This window comes from Conexibacter stalactiti, from assembly GCF_033542075.1.
Lineage (GTDB): Bacteria > Actinomycetota > Thermoleophilia > Solirubrobacterales > Solirubrobacteraceae > Conexibacter > Conexibacter stalactiti.
This window is the reverse complement of record NZ_JAWSTH010000018.1, coordinates 46,381-63,075: the sequence shown is the minus strand read 5'-3', so window position 1 is coordinate 63,075 and position 16,695 is coordinate 46,381. Positions and strand designations below refer to the sequence as shown.

The 16,695-nt window shown below is 73.1% G+C and carries 16 protein-coding genes; 13 read left to right on the top strand and 3 right to left on the bottom strand.

Annotation, left to right across the window (positions count from 1 at the left end; translation table 11 throughout):
* The first annotated feature begins 39 nt into the window (after positions 1-39).
* The 3 genes from R7226_RS09455 to R7226_RS09445 all read left to right on the top strand — a co-directional run bounded on the left by R7226_RS09455 (position 40) and on the right by R7226_RS09445 (position 2,876).
* Positions 40-795, top strand: a complete 756-nt coding sequence (locus tag R7226_RS09455; protein WP_318596831.1) for an MBL fold metallo-hydrolase — start codon at positions 40-42, stop codon at positions 793-795.
* 10 nt (positions 796-805) lie between these two features.
* Positions 806-2,194 (top strand): ABC1 kinase family protein, encoded by a 1,389-nt coding sequence (locus tag R7226_RS09450; protein ID WP_318596830.1) that lies wholly within the window; start codon positions 806-808, stop codon positions 2,192-2,194.
* Between the two features lie 67 nt (positions 2,195-2,261).
* A complete protein-coding gene (locus tag R7226_RS09445; RefSeq protein WP_318596828.1) occupies positions 2,262-2,876 on the top strand; it encodes a TVP38/TMEM64 family protein in 615 nt (204 codons plus the stop codon).
* Positions 2,877-3,076: 200 nt separating this feature from the next.
* On the opposite strand, the gene pyk is transcribed toward R7226_RS09445, so the two are convergent.
* The gene (gene pyk, locus R7226_RS09440) at positions 3,077-4,483 is read right to left on the bottom strand and encodes a pyruvate kinase (protein ID WP_318596827.1); all 1,407 of its coding nucleotides are present in this window, start codon (positions 4,481-4,483) and stop codon (positions 3,077-3,079) included.
* A 308-nt stretch (positions 4,484-4,791) separates the two neighbouring features.
* Here pyk and R7226_RS09435 point away from each other — a divergent pair, with 308 nt between their 5' ends.
* The 9 genes from R7226_RS09435 to R7226_RS09395 are packed head-to-tail and all read left to right on the top strand — an operon-like array spanning position 4,792 to position 14,008.
* On the top strand, positions 4,792-6,222 hold the full coding sequence (locus R7226_RS09435) for an aldehyde dehydrogenase family protein (RefSeq protein WP_318596826.1): 1,431 nt from the start codon (positions 4,792-4,794) through the stop codon (positions 6,220-6,222).
* The gene (locus R7226_RS09430) at positions 6,219-7,067 is read left to right on the top strand and encodes an IclR family transcriptional regulator (protein WP_318596824.1); all 849 of its coding nucleotides are present in this window, start codon (positions 6,219-6,221) and stop codon (positions 7,065-7,067) included. Before R7226_RS09435 ends, R7226_RS09430 begins: the two co-directional genes overlap by 4 nt.
* Complete coding sequence (locus R7226_RS09425) at positions 7,064-8,569, top strand: dihydroorotase (RefSeq protein WP_318596823.1); 1,506 nt, start codon at positions 7,064-7,066, stop codon at positions 8,567-8,569. The genes R7226_RS09430 and R7226_RS09425 overlap by 4 nt, the downstream gene beginning before the upstream one ends.
* Position 8,570: 1 nt before the next feature.
* Complete coding sequence (locus R7226_RS09420; protein ID WP_318596822.1) at positions 8,571-9,326, top strand: isochorismatase family protein; 756 nt, start codon at positions 8,571-8,573, stop codon at positions 9,324-9,326.
* Position 9,327: 1 nt separating this feature from the next.
* On the top strand, positions 9,328-9,909 hold the full coding sequence (locus R7226_RS09415; protein WP_318596821.1) for an amino acid synthesis family protein: 582 nt from the start codon (positions 9,328-9,330) through the stop codon (positions 9,907-9,909).
* Positions 9,909-10,544 (top strand): urea carboxylase-associated family protein, encoded by a 636-nt coding sequence (locus R7226_RS09410; protein WP_318596820.1) that lies wholly within the window; start codon positions 9,909-9,911, stop codon positions 10,542-10,544. The genes R7226_RS09415 and R7226_RS09410 overlap by 1 nt, the downstream gene beginning before the upstream one ends.
* Entirely contained in the window at positions 10,541-11,206 is a 666-nt protein-coding gene (locus R7226_RS09405; protein WP_318596819.1) for a class II aldolase/adducin family protein, read from the top strand. The genes R7226_RS09410 and R7226_RS09405 overlap by 4 nt, the downstream gene beginning before the upstream one ends.
* Before the next feature lie 40 nt (positions 11,207-11,246).
* Positions 11,247-12,905 carry a phytoene desaturase family protein gene (locus tag R7226_RS09400; RefSeq protein ID WP_318596818.1) on the top strand — a complete coding sequence of 553 codons (1,659 nt, stop codon included), beginning with the start codon at positions 11,247-11,249 and terminating at the stop codon, positions 12,903-12,905.
* Positions 12,902-14,008, top strand: a complete 1,107-nt coding sequence (locus R7226_RS09395; protein WP_318596817.1) for a methyltransferase — start codon at positions 12,902-12,904, stop codon at positions 14,006-14,008. The genes R7226_RS09400 and R7226_RS09395 overlap by 4 nt, the downstream gene beginning before the upstream one ends.
* Before the next feature lie 59 nt (positions 14,009-14,067).
* Here R7226_RS09395 and R7226_RS09390 read toward each other — a convergent pair whose 3' ends face one another.
* Positions 14,068-15,003, bottom strand: coding sequence for an oxidoreductase (locus R7226_RS09390; protein ID WP_318596816.1), 936 nt, complete (start codon positions 15,001-15,003; stop codon positions 14,068-14,070).
* A gap of 89 nt (positions 15,004-15,092) precedes the next feature.
* Here R7226_RS09390 and R7226_RS09385 point away from each other — a divergent pair, with 89 nt between their 5' ends.
* On the top strand, positions 15,093-15,848 hold the full coding sequence (locus R7226_RS09385) for a TetR/AcrR family transcriptional regulator (protein ID WP_318596815.1): 756 nt from the start codon (positions 15,093-15,095) through the stop codon (positions 15,846-15,848).
* Positions 15,849-15,902: 54 nt separating this feature from the next.
* Here the strand turns inward: R7226_RS09385 and R7226_RS09380 are convergent, their stop codons facing one another.
* Entirely contained in the window at positions 15,903-16,691 is a 789-nt protein-coding gene (locus R7226_RS09380; RefSeq protein WP_318596814.1) for an exodeoxyribonuclease III, read from the bottom strand.
* Positions 16,692-16,695 lie beyond the last annotated feature (4 nt).

Sequence of the window (16,695 nt, the reverse complement as noted above, 5' to 3'; positions counted from 1 at the left end):
TTCACGAGTCGGGCCGCCGTCGGCGTTTAAGCTGGAGGCATGATCCTCGAACGCACCATGTCCGACGACTTCCTCACCAACACGTACCTGGTTGCGGACGGCCCCGGCGGATCAGCGGTGCTGATCGACGCCGGCGGCAGACTGGCGCCGCTGCTCGACGCGATCGAGCGCGAGCGGCTGACGCTCGTCTCGATCCTGCTGACGCACCACCACTGGGACCACGTCTCCGACCTCGACGCCGTGCTGGAGCGCTTCCCCGGCACGCCGGTGCTGATCCACGCCAACGAGCGCGCGCTCGTGCCGCAGGCGACCGGCGAGCTGGTGCCCGGCGAGCCGCTCTCGGTCGGCGGGCTGCGGATCGACCCGCTGCACACGCCCGGCCACACCTCCGGGATGGTCTCGCTGCTCGTCAGCGACGGCCATCAGCAGGCGCTCTTCACCGGCGACACGCTCTTCAAGGGATCGGTCGGCGGCGTGCGCGGGCCCGACCACACGACCTACGCCGACATCAAGTCCTCGATCATGGACACGCTGCTGAGACTGCCGGCCGACACGCCCGTCCATCCCGGCCACACCGAGCCGACGTCGGTCGGCGCAGAGCTGGAGAGCAACAGATTCGTGCGCGTCTGGAACGGGGTCGACCCGGAGGGCTCGCAGCCGTGCACCGCCCTGGGCGAGCCGGCGACGCTGATCCTGCTCGGCGACGACTACGACGGCGGCTACAAGGCGTGGGTGCGCTGGCCGGACGGCAGCGATGACATCGTGCCCGGCTCCAAGGTCGAGACGGCCTCCTAAGCTCTAACGCATGCCGTCCGACAGAATGCCGACGTCCCGCGTGGGGCGTACCGCGCGGATCGGCAGACTCGCGGCCGGTCAGGCGGTGCGTCAGGCGGCGACGCACGCCGCCAACGTGGCGCGTTCGAGAGAGGGCGCCCAGGTCGCGCTGGAGAAGCGCCACGTCGAGGCGGCCGAGCAGATCGTCACCGCGCTCGGCTCGATGAAGGGCGCGGCGATGAAGCTGGGGCAGGTGATGTCGTTCCTCGACGTCGGCCTCGTCCCGGAGGAGTACCGCGAGGAGTTCCAGGCGAAGCTCGCGAAGCTGCGCGACGCCGCCCCGAAGGTCGCGTTCAAGGACATGCGCAAGGTGATCGAGGAGGAGCTCGACGACCCGCTGGAAGAGGTCTTCGCGAGCTTCCAGGAGGAGCCGATCGCGGCCGCCTCGATCGGGCAGGTCTACCGCGCGCGGCTGCACGACGGTCGCGAGGTGGCGGTCAAGGTGCAGTACCCGGGCGTCGCCGCCGCGGTCCGCGCCGACATGGCCAACCTCGGCCTGATCATGCGGCTGATCAAGCGGCTCGCGCCGGGAATCGACGCGAAGGGCGTCGCCGAGGAGATCCGCCTGCGGATCGACGAGGAGCTCGACTACGAGCTGGAGGCGCAGAACCAGCGCTCGCTGGCGCGGATCTTCCGCGGCCATCCGTTCATCGTCGTGCCCGACGTCGTCACGAGGCTCTCGCGGGAGCGGGTGATCGTGATGGAGTTCGTCGAGGGGACCGGCTTCGAGGCGCTGAAGGAGCGGCCGCAGGCCGAGCTCGACCGCCTCGGCGAGATCGTCTTCCGCTTCTTCATGGGCTGCCTCTACCGCCACCACCAGTTCTCCGGCGATCCGCATCCCGGCAACTTCCTGCTGCAGGACGACGGCAGAGTCGCCTTCCTCGACTTCGGCCTCTTCAAGCGGATGGCGCCGGAGGAGGTCGAGACAGAGCTGGCCTGCCAGCGCGCCGTGACCGAGGGCGACGCCGTCAAGCTGCACGAGCTGCTCGGCGCCGCCGGCTTCCTGCCGCACCCGGAGAAGGTCGACCCCGACGCGGTGATGTCGTACGTCTCCGACTCGATCTGGTGGTACACGGTCGACGAGGAGGTCACGCTGACACCCGAGATCGCGACCCACATCGTGATCGAGTCGTCCGACATGCGCTCGTCGCACTTCCGCGAGATGCGCCATCAGGACATCCGCCCCGAGCACCTCTTCGGTCGCCGCATGGAGATGCTGACGCTCGCCGTCCTCTCGCAGCTGCGCGCCTCCGGCAACTGGCATCGGATAGCGCGCGAGTGGATGTACGGCGACGGCCCGGAGACCGAGCTGGGGCGGGAGGAAGCGGAGTTCTATGGCGCCGGTGCGGCAGCGCGCTGAGGCGCCGCAACGACAGCGGCGTGCTCAGCTCAGGGCGCTGCTGCGGCTCTTGGGGCTCGGGGCGTTCGTGGTTGTCTTGTTCGTCGTCGCGGCGTCGGTCTTCGGGCTGTCGTCGGAGGGGGTGCGGGATGCGGTCGACGACGTCGGTCCTCTGGCGCCGCTCGTCTTCATCGCCTTCTCGGCGGCGCTGACGGTCGCCTGCGTGCCGGGGCCGCTGCTGGCCGGCGCGGCGGGGCTGCTGTTCGGCACCGCGCTCGGGACGCCGACGGCGATCGCCTCCGCAACGCTCGGCGCGACCGCGGCGGCGCTGATCTCCCGTCGCTTCGGCGCCAGCGCGCTCGACGAGCTGTCGGGCAGACGCGTCACCGCGCTGCAGGACTGGATCGCCGCGCGCGGCTTCCTCGCGGTGCTGTACGCGCGGATCCTGCCGGCGGTGCCGTACAACCTCGTCAACTACGCGGCCGGCCTCACGCGCGTCCCGCTCGCCGTCTTCGCCGCCGCGACCGCGGTCGGCTGCGCCCCGCGCGCCTTCGCCTACGTCGCGCTCGGCGGCAGCCTCGACGACCTTGGCTCGCCGGAGGCGATCGTCGCCTTCTCCGTGCTGATCGGCATGGCGCTCGTCGGCCTCCTCTTCGCCGCCCGCGACGTGCGCGCGGCGAGAGCGGCGCGGCGCGAGGGCTGAGTCAGCGCGGGGCGGCGGCGCCCGCCGGCGCGCGCGTCTGCGTCAGCGCAGCGCCCAGCTCGCGCGCGAGCCGCTCGGGCTCACGCAGCAGCTGATGAGGTGCGATCTCGGGGCGGCTATCGACCTGAGATTGCGGGGGGAGCCGGGGCACCGGCGGATCAACGCGAGGGCCGCTGTTGCAGCTCTACACGAGACTGTGACTAGACAGTCTCGACTTGGAACAAGCTGGTCGTGCCGGGCTTGCCGGACGGCAGGCCGGCGGTGATGCCGATGCGGTCGCCGGGCTTGACCCAGCCGAGCTCGACGGCGCGGCGGCCGGCGTCCCTGATCAGCTCCTCGGTGACCTCGTGGCGACGCATCGACGCCGCCTCGACGCCCCACATCAGGCCGCAGCGGCGCACCGTCTCCTTGCCCGGGGACAGGGCGTAGATCGGGACGTTCGGGCGGTGGGCCGATATCAGCCGCGCGGAGCGGCCGGAGAGCGTCGGCACGACCAGCGCGGCGAGCCCCAGCTCCTGCGCGGCGACGCAGGCGGAGTGGGCGACGGTGTACGCGGGGTCGCGCGCGTCGCGGCGCACGCGCTCCTCGCTCCAGCGCTCGTACGGCAGCTCGCGCTCGGTCCGCTCGGCGATCCGCGCCATCGTTCTGACGACCAGCTCCGGATGGGCGCCGACCGCCGTCTCCTGCGACAGCATCACGGCGTCGGTGCCGTCGAAGATCGCGTTGGCGACGTCGGTCACCTCGGCGCGCGTCGGGCGCGTGGAGGTGATCATCGAGTCGAGCATCTGCGTCGCGGTGATCGCGGGGCGCGCCAGGCGGCCGGCGATCCGCAGCAGCTGCTTCTGCACGACCGGCACGTCCTCGATCGGAAGCTCGATGCCGAGGTCGCCGCGGGCGACCATCAGGCAGTCGGCGGCGCGGATGATCTCGACCGCGTTCTCGACAGCCTGTGGCTTCTCGATCTTCGCGATCAGCGGAAGCCTGGTGTGCTTGCGCACCTCCAGCACGTCCTCCGGCTCGCGCACGAACGAGAGCGCGACGAGGTCGACGCCGATCGACTCGCCGAAGGCCAGCAGCTCGAGGTCGCGCTTGGGCACGGCCGGCAGGCCCTTCGTCGAGCCGGGGATGTTGAGGCCCTGGCGGGAAGCGACGGGACCACCGGTCTCGATGATCGTGTCGACCTCGCCGGTGCTCTCGCGCACGCCTCTGACGGCGAGGCGGATGCGGCCGTCGGCGAGGTAGACGACGTCGCCCTCCTCGACCGCGTCGGGCAGGCCGCCCCAGGAGACGCAGATCGCGTCCTGGTCGCCCTCGTCCTCGCTGCCACAGCGCAGCGTCAGTCTGTCGCCGACGCGCAGGTCGACGTGGTCGTTGACGAGCGAGCCGATCCGCAGCTTGGGACCGGGCAGGTCCTGGAGGATCGCGACCTGGCGGCCGGCGCGGCTCGCGGCCTGGCGCACCAGTTCGACGTTCTCCTCGTGTTCCTCTCTCGACCCGTGGGAGAAGTTGAGGCGGGCGACATCGAGACCCGCCTCCACCATTCGAACGAGGACCTCTGGATCACGCGATGCAGGGCCGATGGTGGCAACGATCTTCGTACGACGCACGGCAAGGAACTTAGCGGGTAGCCGCCTTCGAGCCCGTTCTCGTCCCGTGAACCGGCGTCATTCCCGCCGAATGGGTGGTAGCCGATCGCCGCTGCGGGTGGTTCGGGCCGGCTGGACGGGGTACGTCGCGGCTTCCTTCGCCATCGGGCCAAAGCGCCGCGGGGGTTCGGCCGCTGGAGTATTGGGCACAAGATGCTGGGTAGCGGTTCAGCATGTCGAACCAGGGAGATGGCGCGGCGGACGCTTGACGGGTGCGCGAACCGCCCGTACGCTGCCAAGGCTGTTCAACGAAGAAAACCAAGTTCAATATGTTGACAACATCTATCGTGTACGACCCGCTCGAACGGGAGCAGCTGGGGGAGGTCGCCTTGACCGACCCGGCCGCCGTCCAGGGCATCGTCGACGCCGCCCGCGCGGCGCAGGACGGCTGGGCGCGCACGACGCTGGCCGAGCGCGCCGACCGTCTCGAGGCGGCCGCCGACGCGCTGCGCCCAGAGGCGACCGCGCTCGGCGAGCTGCTGGCACGCGAGTCCGGGAAGCCGCTGGCGCAGGCGCAGTTCGAGGTGCGCGCCTCGATTGGGCTGCTGGCCGACAACGCTCGCGTCGGCCGCCGCTGGGAGGGCCGCGTGCTGCCGACCGAAGGGCTCGGCGGCACCGCGCAGGACCTCGCGTACACGCGCCGCGAGCCGCTTGGGGTCGTCGGCGCGATCCTGCCGTTCAACTTCCCCGTCGAGCTGTTCGTCGAGAAGGCCGCCGCCGGGCTCGTCGGCGGCAACGCCGTCGTCTCGAAGGCGCCGCCGGAGGCGCCGCTCGTCGTCGAGCGCTTCCAGCGCGCCCTCGTCGAGGCCGGCATCCCCGCCGCCGTCACGCCGCTGCTGCACGGCGACCGCGACGTCGGCGTCGCGCTCTCGCAGGCACGCGGGCTCGACGCGATCTCGCTGACCGGCTCGACCGCCGCCGGCATCGCCGTCGCGCAGGCCGGCGCGCCGACGCTGCGGCGCCTGCACCTCGAGCTGGGCGGCAACAACGCCGCCGTCGTGCTCGCCGACGCCGACCTCGACCTCGTCGCCGAGGAGCTGGCCTACGGCCGCCTGCTGATGAACGGCCAGGCCTGCTCCGCCAGCAAGCGCATCCTCGTCCACCCCTCCCTCCACGACGAGCTTGTCGAGCGACTCGCCGCGGTCGTCGACCGGCAGGTGCTCGGTGCCCCCGCCGATCCTGCGACGACCATCGGCCCGCTCGTCAACGCTGCCGCGGCACGGCGCGTCCGCCAGCAGGTGGAACGCGCTGTGGCGCAGGGCGCCACGCCCGTGCGCGGCGGGGACGACGACCGCGAAGCAGCCCTGCTCCCCCCAGCGCTCCTCGCGGACGTCCCCGCCGCCGCGGCAGTGGCCACCGACGACGAGATCTTCGGGCCGGTCTTCGTGCTCGTCAGAGCCGATGGGCCGCAGCAGGCGATCGCGCTCGCGAACGCCTCCTCCTTCGGGCTGATGGCGAGCGTCTTCAGCCGCGACGTGCAGCTCGCGCTCGCCGTCGCCGAACGGCTGGAGGCGGGCGGCGTCGTGATCAACGGAACCGACAACTACCGGCCCCCGGTGATCCCGTTCGGCGGCGTGAAGCTGTCCGGCAGCGGGCGCGAGGGGCTCGGCTACACGATCGACGAGCTGACGCGCGAGAAGACGATCGTCCTGCGCCGCTTCCGGCGCGACCTGCCAGACGAGGAAGGAGTGGGGGGATGAGCGAGAGAGCGAGCGGGGAGCGCTATCGGGTCCCGGCGGTGATGGCCGCCAACGCGATCCTCGAGGCGATCGCGAGAGCGCCCGACGGCATGACCCACACCGAGCTGGTGAGAGAGCTGGAGCTGTCGAAGTCGAGCGCGCACAACCTGCTGTCGACGCTCGAGTCGCTCGGCTGGGTCAGGCGCGACCCGCGCGGCCGCGCCTACCGGCTCGGCGGCGGGCTGGTGCGGCTCGGCGCCTTTGCCGTGCGCCAGGTCGACGCGCTCGCGCTCGCGATGGAGCGCACGCACGAGATCGCCGGCGAGCACCACCTCACGGTGATCGCCGCGCAGCCGCTCGGGCGCGGCGACGTCGAGGTCGTCGCGGTCGCCTTCCCGGGCGACACCCACGTCGGCATCTCGCTCGGCACGCGCTACTCGTGGTTCGACGGCGCCGTCGGCAAGGTGCTGCTGTCGCTGGAGTCGCAGGCGGCGGCCGAGCAGCTCGTGCGCGAGCGGGCGCGGCAGATCCCCGCCCATACGGAGCGGACGCTGACCGAGCCCGACGCGCTGCTCGCCGACGTCGAGCATGTGCGCTCCGTCGGCTATGGCGCCTCGATCGGCGAGTACCGCTCCAACAACGCGGTCGCCGTCCCCGTCCGCGACGCCGACGGCCGGCTCGCCGCCGTTCTGATCGCGATCGGCTTCCCCGACCAGCTGACGCGCGACGCGATCCCGTCGATCGGCCACACGCTGCGCGACGTCGCCGACGCGATCACCGCCGAGTGCGGCGGCGGCGCGCTCGGCGAGCGGAAGGTCCAGGCACAGAACGTCGCCGGCACGGCGGCCAAGGAGCACAGCAGATGAGTTCACCGCGTGAGGTCGACCTGAAGATCGTCGGCGGCACCGTCGTCACGCCGACCGGCACGCGCCGGGCGGGGATCGCGATCGACGGCGGCAAGATCGTCGCGATCGGCGACGAGACGCTGCTGCCGCCGTCGCGCGCGACGCACGACGCGACCGGTCTGCACGTCATTCCCGGCCTGGTCGACACGGAGGCCCACCCCGGCTGCTACGTCCCGCTGCAGGACGACGTCGCGACCGAGTCGGTCGCGGCGGTCGTCGCGGGCGTGACGACCTGGGGCGTCCACGCGCCCGTCACGCGGATGGGCGCGCCGAGATTCGTCGAGTACGTGCAGAAGGAGGACGTCGTCTCCTTCCACACCGTGATCGACGACTTCACGGGCGTGGTCGAGCGCGACTCCGCCGTCGACGTCTTCGCCACCTACATGCTGGAGACCGACCAGCAGGCGCGCGAGATCCCCGAGTACGCGCGCGACCACGGCGTCACCTCCTACAAGCTCTACCTGCAGGCGATGTCGCCGGAGGCGGAGCCGAACTGGCCCGGTCGCCGCGCCGGGCTCGGCGCGGGCTTCGACGACGGCGTCGTCTACCAGACGATGGAGGCGGTCGCCGCGCTCGGCTACCCCGGCGTCGTCGCGATGCACTGCGAGAACTGGGAGATCGCGCGGATCTTCGACGAGCGCCTGAGAGCGCAGGGCCGCACCGACTGGGCGACGTGGTCCGATCGCTCGCCGCACTTCCTCGAAGCGCAGCACGTGCGCCAGTACGGCCACTTCGCCGAGTACCTCGGCTGCCCGATCTACATCCAGCACGCGACCACGCCGGAGACCTACAAGGAGATCCTCGAGCTGCGCGGCCGCGGCGTCAGATGCTACGCGCAGACCGGTCCGCACTGGCTGCACTTCGGCAAGGAGGAGCACAACGCGTGGCGCATCAACGTGCCGCTGCGCTCGCGTGCGAACAACCCCAACATCTGGCGTGCGCTGCGCGACGGCGTCGTCAACGTCGTCGGCTCCGACCACGTCGTGATCTGGGGCGACCCCTCCTACGAGAACTCGTACAACGAGAACATCTGGGAGCTGCGGACCGGCTTCACCTCGCGCGTCGAGATGCTGCTGCCGGTGATGCTCGAAGGCGTCCACCAGGGCGAGCTGACGCTCGACCGGCTCGTCAAGGTCGCCTGTGAGAACCCGGCCAAGATCTTCGGCGTCTGGGGCCAGAAGGGCGCGCTCGACGTCGGCTTCGACGCCGACGTGGTGCTGGTCGACCTCGACAGAACGGTCGAGGTCTCCAACGACATGGTGCAGACGCGCTCCGGCTGGACGGTGCTCGACGGCAGAACGATCCACGGCTGGAACGTCGCCACCTACCTGCGCGGCAAGCAGATGTCGCGCTGGCTCGACGGCGCGCCGAAGCCCGAGTTCATCGGCGACGCCGACGGCAGATACCTGCGCCGCGTGCCCGGCGGCACGCAGCAGGCCCCGCCCGTCCTCGAGGAGGTCTGAGATGGGAAACGTCTGGGACGACGTCCTGCCCGAGGAGGACCGGCTCGTCTTCGAGCGCGCCGGCTGGGGCAAGGAGGTCGGCTTCGGCGCGCGGCCCGCGCTGCTCGTCGTCGACGTGATCTACAACTTCGTCGGCGACAGACCGGAGCCGATCCTGAAGTCGATCGAGCGCTGGCGCTACTCCTGCGGCGAGCGCGGCTGGGATGGCGTCGCGCAGCTGCAGCGCCTGATCGCGGCGGCGCGCGCCAAGCAGGTGCCGATCTTCTACACCGGCATGGACCGCCGCCCCGACGGCTTCGACCAGGGCGCGTGGAACTGGAAGAGCCACCGCGCCGGCGAGGCGACCGACATGAAGGGCCACCTCGGCAACGAGCTGGTCGCCGAGATCGCGCCCGAGCCGCAGGACGTCTACTTCGTCAAGGACAAGCCGAGCGCGTTCCACGGCACCCACCTGCTCGACTACCTGATCTACCTCGGCGTCGACACCGTCATCACGACCGGCACGACGACGAGCGGCTGCGTGCGCGCCAGCGCCGTCGACGCGGCGCAATACAACTTCCGCTCGATCGTCCCGCACGAGTGCGTCTGGGACCGCTCGACGATCTCGCACAAGGTCAACCTGCTCGACATCCAGATGAAGTACGGCGACGTGAAGGAGACCGACGACGTGATCGCCTACATCGACGGGCTGCCGCAGCGGCCGTGCGGAGAGCGCACGCCGACCGGCCGTGTCAACGGCGACCCGGCGGTCGCGTGAGATGAGCGAACTGGAGATCCGCAAGGTCGTCGTCCTCTCCGAGGACGTGCTGAGCGACGGCGGTCGCGGCGACGACGGCGGGCCGCTGCGCAAGGTCGCCTGCGCCGTCGTCTTCAAGAACCCGTACGCCGGGCGGCCGTACAGTGAGGCGCTCGACGAGCTGATCGCGCCGAGCGCCGCGCTGGGCGAGCTGATCGGGACGCGCTGCTTCGAGGCGGCCGGCGGGCCGGTCGAGAGCCACGGCAAGGCCGTGATGGTCGGGACCGCCGGCGAGCAGGAGCACGGCAACGCCGTCAAGACGACGACCTTCGGCAACCCCTTCCGCGACGCCTTCGGCGGCGGCAGAGCATGGCTGCCCTCGACGACCAAGCGGGCGGCGCCCGGCGCCTCGATCGACGTGCCGCTCTGCTTCAAGGACGAGATCTGGGTCCGCTCCCACTACGACACGATCACGGTCGCGATCCCCGACGCGCCGGCGCCCGACGAGATCGTGCTGGTCGGCGCGGTCGCGACGCGCGGGCGGCTCAACGCGCGCCTCGGCGGCGTCACGAAGGCGGAAGCGGAAGCGGGGGCCGGATCATGATGGTCGGCCCCTCGCCGCGCACCTACGAGACGCTCGCGCGCGAGGTCGTCGTGCCGGCCTGCGAGGCGCGCGCGGTCGAGGTCCACGCCGGCCAGATACTGCAGCTCGTCGACCTCGAAGGGCAGCAGGTCGGCGATCTGATCGCCTACCGGCTGAGCGACCCGAGCGAGGTCTTCAGCGCCGGCCACACCGTCTCGGCGCTGACGAGAATGGTCCCCGGGATCGGCGACGAGCTGTTCTCCAACCACCGCCGGCCGCTCTTCCGGATCCTCCACGACGACGTCGGCTCGCACGACCTGATCGTGCCCTGCTGCGACCCCGAGCGCTACTCGCGCGACTACGGCGTCCACGGCCACGGCTCCTGCCTCGCGTCGCTGGAGGCGGCGGTCGCGGCGAGCGGGCGCGACTGGCCGGTGCGCGGCGAGACGGCGTGGAACGTCTTCATGAACAACAGACACGAGGACGGCCGGATCGTCACGTACGAGCCGCCGCACCAGGCCGGCGCGACGATCGACCTGGCGGTGCTCGACGACCTGCTCGTCGTGCTCTCCGCCTGTCCGCAGGACCTCAGCCCCTGCAACGCCTACGATCCGACGTCGATGGCGCTGCGCGTCTGGGAGCCCGAAGGCGAGTGAGTGAGATCGCCCCCGCAGCGGACGTCGCGCTCGCGGCGCGGGTGCTCGCGGGCGCGGGCCTGGTCGAGGGCTTCGGCCACGTCTCCGCGCGTGCGGCCGGCGACGCGGGCGGCTTCCTGCTGACCTCGACCGATCCGCTCGCGGCGCAGTCGGAGGCGTCGATCCACCTGCTCGACGGCGCCGGCGCGGTGCTGAGCGCGGGCGAGGAGGGCGGCGTGCCGCTGGAGGCGCCGCTGCACGCGGCGATCTACGCGGCGCGGCCCGACGTGCGCGCGATCTGCCGCACGCACTCGCGCGCGGCGGTCGTGTGGGGGATCCGCGGCGCGGTGCCGCCGCTGCTGCACGGCCTCGGCGGGCTCGCGGGCGCGGTCGCGACGTGGGGCGGCGACGCCGACCTCGTCACGACGGCGACGCTCGGCGCGGCGGTCGCGGCCGGGCTCGGCGGCGCCGACTGCCTGCTCGTGCAGGGCAACGGGAACGTCGCGACCGGCGCGACGCTGGGCCAGGCGGTCGTGCGCGCCTGGTTCCTGGAGGAGCGGGCGCGCGTCGCCCTCGACGCCGGCCCAGGCGCCCCGCCGCTGACCGACCTCGACAGCCGGGCCCGCCACTTCGCCGCCGAGGAGGCGCGCGCGTGGGCGTGGCTGCGGGAGGCCTTCGCATGAGCGCGACCGACGCAGTGACGCGAGCCGCGGGAGGGCGGGCGTGAGCACCGACGTGATCGTGATCGGCGGCGGCCACAACGGCCTCGTCTGCGCCTGCTACCTCGCCCGCGCCGGGCTCGGTGTGACCGTGCTGGAGCAGTCCGACACCGTCGGCGGCTGCATCGACACGCGCGACCTGCCCGACGGTCGCGGCCGCCTGGAGCAGGGCGCCTACGAGCATGGCGGCATCCGCGGCAGCGGCGTCGCCGCCGACCTCGAGCTGGAAGCTCGCTACGGCCTGCGCTTCCACCTGCGCGACGAGGTCACGCTCGGCCCTGCCGACGACGGCGCCCGCTTCGCCTTCTGGGACAGCCTCGACCGCACCGTCGACGGGCTGGCCATGGTCGCCGGCCGCGAGGAGGCCGACGCCTACCGCCGCTTCGCCGCCTGGGCGACCGCCGGGATGCGGCTGGTCGGCTCGCTCGACAGCGGCCCGCCGCCGTCGCTCGGGCAGCTCGCCGCGCTCGCGCAGGCGTCGCTCGGCGCCGAGGCGGCGCCGTTCATGCAGACGCTGCTCGGCTCTGCCTCCAACGTGCTGCGCTCGACCTTCACCGACGAGCGGCTGATGGCGCCGCTGGCGCATTGGGCCGCGCACTCGCAGCAGTCGCCGCTGGATCCCGGCACCGGCGGCGGCGGGCTCGCGCTCGCCGCCTTCCACGGCGCGCCCGCGGCGCGGCCGGTCGGTGGCTCGCGCGCGACCGTCGAGGCGCTCGTGCGCTGCTTGGAGGACGCCGGTGGACGGGTCGTGCTGAACGCGGGCGCGACGTCGGTCGAGGTCGCCGGCGGACGCGCGGTCGCCGTGGTCGCCGGCGGCGAGCGCTACGCCGCCGCGCGCGGGATCGTCTCCGCCGTCGACGCGCGGCGGCTGTTCGGCGACGGACGGCCGGGCGGCGCGGCCGGGCTCGTCGCGCCCGAGCACGTGCCGGCGCGGCTGGCCGGCGAGCTGCGGCGGATCCACTCCGGCCGTCGCAACGTCTCCGAGCTGAAGGTCGACGCGGTGATCGACGCCGTGCCGGCGGTCGAGCCGGCCGGCTTCGAGCGCGCCTTCATGCTGTCGGCGAACACGATGACCGACATCGAGCAGTCGTTCGCGCGCGTCCAGCTCGGCGAGCTGGCCGAGCGGCCGCCGGTGATGATCGCCTTCCCCTCCGTGCTGGAGTCCGGCTGGGCGCCGGCCGGCAAGGGCGTAGCGTGGGTCTCGACCTTCGTGCCGTGGCGCCCGGCGAGCGGCGCCTGGGACGAGGCGGCGCTCGAGCGCGCCGCCGACCACGCCTGGGCGGTCGCCGAGAGAGCGCTCGGCGCGAGCATCGGCGTCGTCGAGCGGCGCATCACCGGCCCAGCCGCGTGGGTCGCCCGCCACGGCAACGCCAACGCCAACCCCAACCACATCGAGATGTCGATCGACCAATTGCTCGGGTTTCGCCCGACCCCGTCCCTGTCCGGCTACAAGACGCCGATCGAGGGTCTGTTCCTGACCGGCGCCGGCACCCATCCCGGCGGCGGCATCACCGGCGTGCCCGGCCGCAACGCCGCGCGCGTGGCGCTGGGCGCGCTCGGCGTCGAGCCGCGCGGCGCGCGGCTGGCACGGCGCGCCCGCGAGCGCGGCGCGCTGCTGCGCGACGCCTTCAAGGCGACGCGCGCGCTGCGGAGGGCGTCGTGAGCGGCGCTGCCGGCACGGGCGCGACGCCCGTCGATCCGCTCGCGCTGCTGACGGCCTACCAACAATCGGCGGTCGTGGCGGCCGCCGTGGAGAGCGGGGTGGCCGATGCGCTCGCGGAGGGGGCGGGCGGCGGCGACGCGACTGACGCGGGCGGCGGGCTCACCGTCGAAGAGGTCGCGCGCGACGCCGGCAGCGACCCGCGCGCGACGCGGATCCTGCTCTCCGCGCTCGTGGCGCTCGGACTCGTCGCGCGCGCCGACGGCGCCAACGCCGGCGCGCCGGTCGACGGCACGACCCGCTTCGCGCTCAGCGACGCCGGCGCCGTGCTCGCCAGCGACCATCCGCGGACGCTCGCCTGGATCGTGCGCAAGGAGTGGTTCTTCTACGGCGTCTGGAACGAGCTGCCGGCGGCGATGACAGACGGCCGCGGCCGGATCGCGCCGTGGCGCGAGCGCGTCGAGCGCGACCCCACGACCGCGTTCGGCTTCCTGCGCGCGCTCGACGACCTCGCCGCCCGCTTCGGCGGTGAGCTGGCCGAGGCGGCGGCAGCGCTGCTGCCCGCGGCGGCCGACCCGGCTGTCGACCCGACCGCGCCCTCGCGGCCGCTCCGTCTCCTCGACGTCGGCGGCGGCGCCGGCTCGCACAGCGCGAGACTGGTCGAGCTGCGCGCCGATGTGCGGCCGACCGTGCTCGACCTGCCGCAGGTGGAACCGCTCCTGCGCGAGCGCCACGGCGAGCTGCCGTTTGAGCCCGGCGACCTCGCCGAGCCGCGCTTCGGCCGCCCCGACGGCGAGCAGTGGGACGTGGTGCTGCTCGCCAACATCCTCCACGACCACACCCCCGCGCAGAACGCGCGGCTCGTGAAAGAGGCGGCCGGGCTGCTCGCCCCGGGCGGCACCCTGCTGCTGTACGAGTGGATCCCCGACCACGCTGCCAGCGCGCCCGACCTGCCGCTGTTCGCGGTGATGATGATGGTCGAGAACGACGGCGGCGACGCCTACTCGGAGGCCGAGCACCGCGGCTGGCTGGAAGCGGCCGGCCTCAGCTCGATCGAACTGCGGCGCGGGTACGGCCCGATCGCCGTCGTCGCCGCGCACGCCTGACTCGCGTCCCCGCGAAGCACGCGCTCGCCGCCTCGTCCCGGCGGCGAGCGCGTCGCGTTCTACGCGGCGCTCGCGGCCGGGGCGGGGAGGGCGTAGGTGACGCCGGTCAGCTGCTCGGAGACCTCCCACAGCCGCCGCGCGACGGCGGTGTCGTGCGCGGTCGCCTTCGCCTGCACGACCTTCGGGTGTCCTCTCTGCTCGCCGAAGCCGCTCGGGCCGACGAAGGTGCCGCCTGGGACGTCGGCGACGGCGGCGTAGAGCGTCGGCTCGGCGCCCTGCTCGGCACTCTGCGCGATCAGGCGGTTGGCGACGTTCGTGATGGCGCGCTCGGCGGCGCCGGCGACCGCCGACTGCAGGTTGGTCGCGGCGTAGCCGGGGTGGGCGGCGGTCGCGCGCACGTCGGAGCCGGCGGCGCGCAGGCGGCGGTCGAGCTCGAACGTGAACAGCAGGTTGGCGAGCTTCGACTGGCCGTAGGAGCGCCAGCGGCGGTAGCGGCGCTCGGACTGGAGGTCGTCGAAGTCGATCGTGCCCCATCTGTGCGCGGTGCTGGAGAGCGTCACGACGCGGCCGGCGATCGGCTCGACGCGGTCGAGCAGCAGGCCGGTGAGCGCGAAGTGGCCGAGGTGGTTGGTGACGAACTGCAGCTCGAACGGGCCGGCCGCGAGCCGCTTCGGCGGCGCCATCACGCCGGCGTTGTTGATCAGCAGGTCGATCGTCTCGTGCTCGCCGCGGATCCGCTCGGCGAAGGCGCGCACCGAGTCGAGGTCGGAGAGGTCGAGCGCCGATTGCGTGACGGTCGCGCCCGGCGCGGCGGCGGCGATCTCACGCAGCGCCTCCTCGCCCTTGCGCGGGTTGCGCACCGCCAGCACGACCTGCGCGCCATGGCGCGCGAGCTGCTTGGCGGCGATCAGGCCGATCCCGCTGTTGGCGCCGGTGACGATGGCGAGACGCCCGCTCTGGTCGGGGATCTGCTCGGCTGTCCAGTCGCTGCTCATGGTGGTGGCTCCGTCGACGCGATGTAATGACCTCTCACAATGTATGTGACGCTCGCTTACATTGCAAGCGGTCGATATCGTGGGGCGCGATGGCGACCAGCGCGAGAGATCCGGCGAGAGCGCGCGGCCCCGGGGCGGGTACCGCGGACGCGGGGGCCGGCGGAGCACGCGGCGCGAGTGGCGCGAGCGCCGCCGACGCCTCCAGACGTCGCTACCACCACGGTGACCTGCGCGAGGCGCTCGTCGAGGCGACCTTCGAGCTGGTGCAGGAGAGAGGCGTCCACGCCTTCTCGGTCGCCGAGGCCGCCCGCCGCACCGGCGTCAGCGCCGCCGCGCCGTACCGCCACTTCGCCGACCGCGGCGAGCTGCTGGCCGAGGCCGCGACGCGCGCCGCGCTCGAGCTGCGCGGCCGCTTCGCCGCCGCGCTCACCGGCGACGGCGGCGCGGCCGACCGGATCGCGGCCGCCGCCGTCGCCTACGTCCGCTTCGCCGCCGAGCGCAGAGCGATGTTCGAGGTGCTGTTCGGCGCGGGGCTGGAGAAGTCGCGCTACCCGCGGCTGGAGGAGACGACCCAGGGGCTGCTGGCCGACCTCGTCGCCGCGACCCTCCCGCTCGCGCCCGGGAGAGACCCCGAGGCGGCGTCGGCGCTCGTGCTCGCGATGGCCGGCCTCGCACAGGGCCACGCGACGCTGATGCTCGACCACGCGTTCGGGATCGACGGCGAGGCCGGTGCCGTCGCGGACGCCGAGCGCCGCGTCGCGGCGGCGACGCGCGCGCTCGTGCGCGGCCGCAGCGTGCTCTTCAGCGAGCTGGGCCCGGGCGCCGGCGCGCCCGACTGCGCCTAGCTCGCGCGGCTTCGCTCACGCGGCAGCCAGCCCGACGCGCCCCGCGGGGCGGTCTCACGCCCACTCGGCGACGAGCGGCACGTGGTCGGAGGGCTTGGAGCCCTTGCGGTAGTCGCGCTCGATCCCGACTCGCGTCAGCCGCTGCGCCAGCTCCGGGCTGACGAGCGTGAGGTCGATCCGCATCCCCAGGCCGCGGTGGAAGTGGCCCTGGCGGTAGTCCCACCAGGTGTAGCCGACCTCGTCGGGATGGAGGACGCGGTAGGCGTCGAGCAGGCCGGCGTCGACGACCGCTCTGAGCGCCGCCCGCTCCGGCTCGCTCGTGTGCGTCACGTCCAGGAAGGCGGCCGGGTCGTAGACGTCGAGATCGGCTGGCGCGACGTTCATGTCGCCGGCGACGACGAGCGGCAGCGGCGTGCCGTCGGCGTCGTCGCGCAGTTGGCCGACGCGCTTCGCCATCGCGTCGAAGAAGTCGAGCTTCTGCGCGTACCACTCGCTCGCCAGCTCGCGGCCGTTGGGGACGTAGACACTGGCGACGCGCAGCGTCCCGCCGACGGTCGCCTCGACCCAGCGCGCCTCGTCCTCGACCGGCTCGCCCGGCAGTCCGCTGGTCGCGTCGCTGACGCCCAGCTCGCTTCTCGCGACCACCGCGACGCCGGCCCAGCGGCCGCCGCTGTGGTCGGCCGCGACGTAGCCGGCCGCGGCCAGCTCGTCGTGCGGGAAGGCAGAGGGGTCGGTCTTCGTCTCCTGCAGGCAGAGCACGTCGGGCGCGTGCTCGGCGAGGAACTCCAGCACGCGCGGCAGCCGCGCTCTCAGCGAGTTGACGTTCCAGGTCACCAGACGCATGGCG

What these genes read in the sequence shown, in the direction of transcription:
- R7226_RS09455 (WP_318596831.1), top strand. Translation starts at nt 40, where the DNA reads ATGATCCTCGAACGCACCATGTCCGACGACTTCCTCACCAACACGTAC.
- R7226_RS09450 (WP_318596830.1), top strand. Translation starts at nt 806, where the DNA reads ATGCCGTCCGACAGAATGCCGACGTCCCGCGTGGGGCGTACCGCGCGG.
- R7226_RS09435 (WP_318596826.1), top strand. Translation starts at nt 4,792, where the DNA reads ATGTTGACAACATCTATCGTGTACGACCCGCTCGAACGGGAGCAGCTG.
- R7226_RS09430 (WP_318596824.1), top strand. Translation starts at nt 6,219, where the DNA reads ATGAGCGAGAGAGCGAGCGGGGAGCGCTATCGGGTCCCGGCGGTGATG.
- R7226_RS09425 (WP_318596823.1), top strand. Translation starts at nt 7,064, where the DNA reads ATGAGTTCACCGCGTGAGGTCGACCTGAAGATCGTCGGCGGCACCGTC.
- R7226_RS09420 (WP_318596822.1), top strand. Translation starts at nt 8,571, where the DNA reads ATGGGAAACGTCTGGGACGACGTCCTGCCCGAGGAGGACCGGCTCGTC.
- R7226_RS09415 (WP_318596821.1), top strand. Translation starts at nt 9,328, where the DNA reads ATGAGCGAACTGGAGATCCGCAAGGTCGTCGTCCTCTCCGAGGACGTG.
- R7226_RS09410 (WP_318596820.1), top strand. Translation starts at nt 9,909, where the DNA reads ATGGTCGGCCCCTCGCCGCGCACCTACGAGACGCTCGCGCGCGAGGTC.
- R7226_RS09390 (WP_318596816.1), bottom strand. Translation starts at nt 15,003, where the DNA reads ATGAGCAGCGACTGGACAGCCGAGCAGATCCCCGACCAGAGCGGGCGT.
- R7226_RS09385 (WP_318596815.1), top strand. Translation starts at nt 15,093, where the DNA reads ATGGCGACCAGCGCGAGAGATCCGGCGAGAGCGCGCGGCCCCGGGGCG.
- R7226_RS09380 (WP_318596814.1), bottom strand. Translation starts at nt 16,691, where the DNA reads ATGCGTCTGGTGACCTGGAACGTCAACTCGCTGAGAGCGCGGCTGCCG.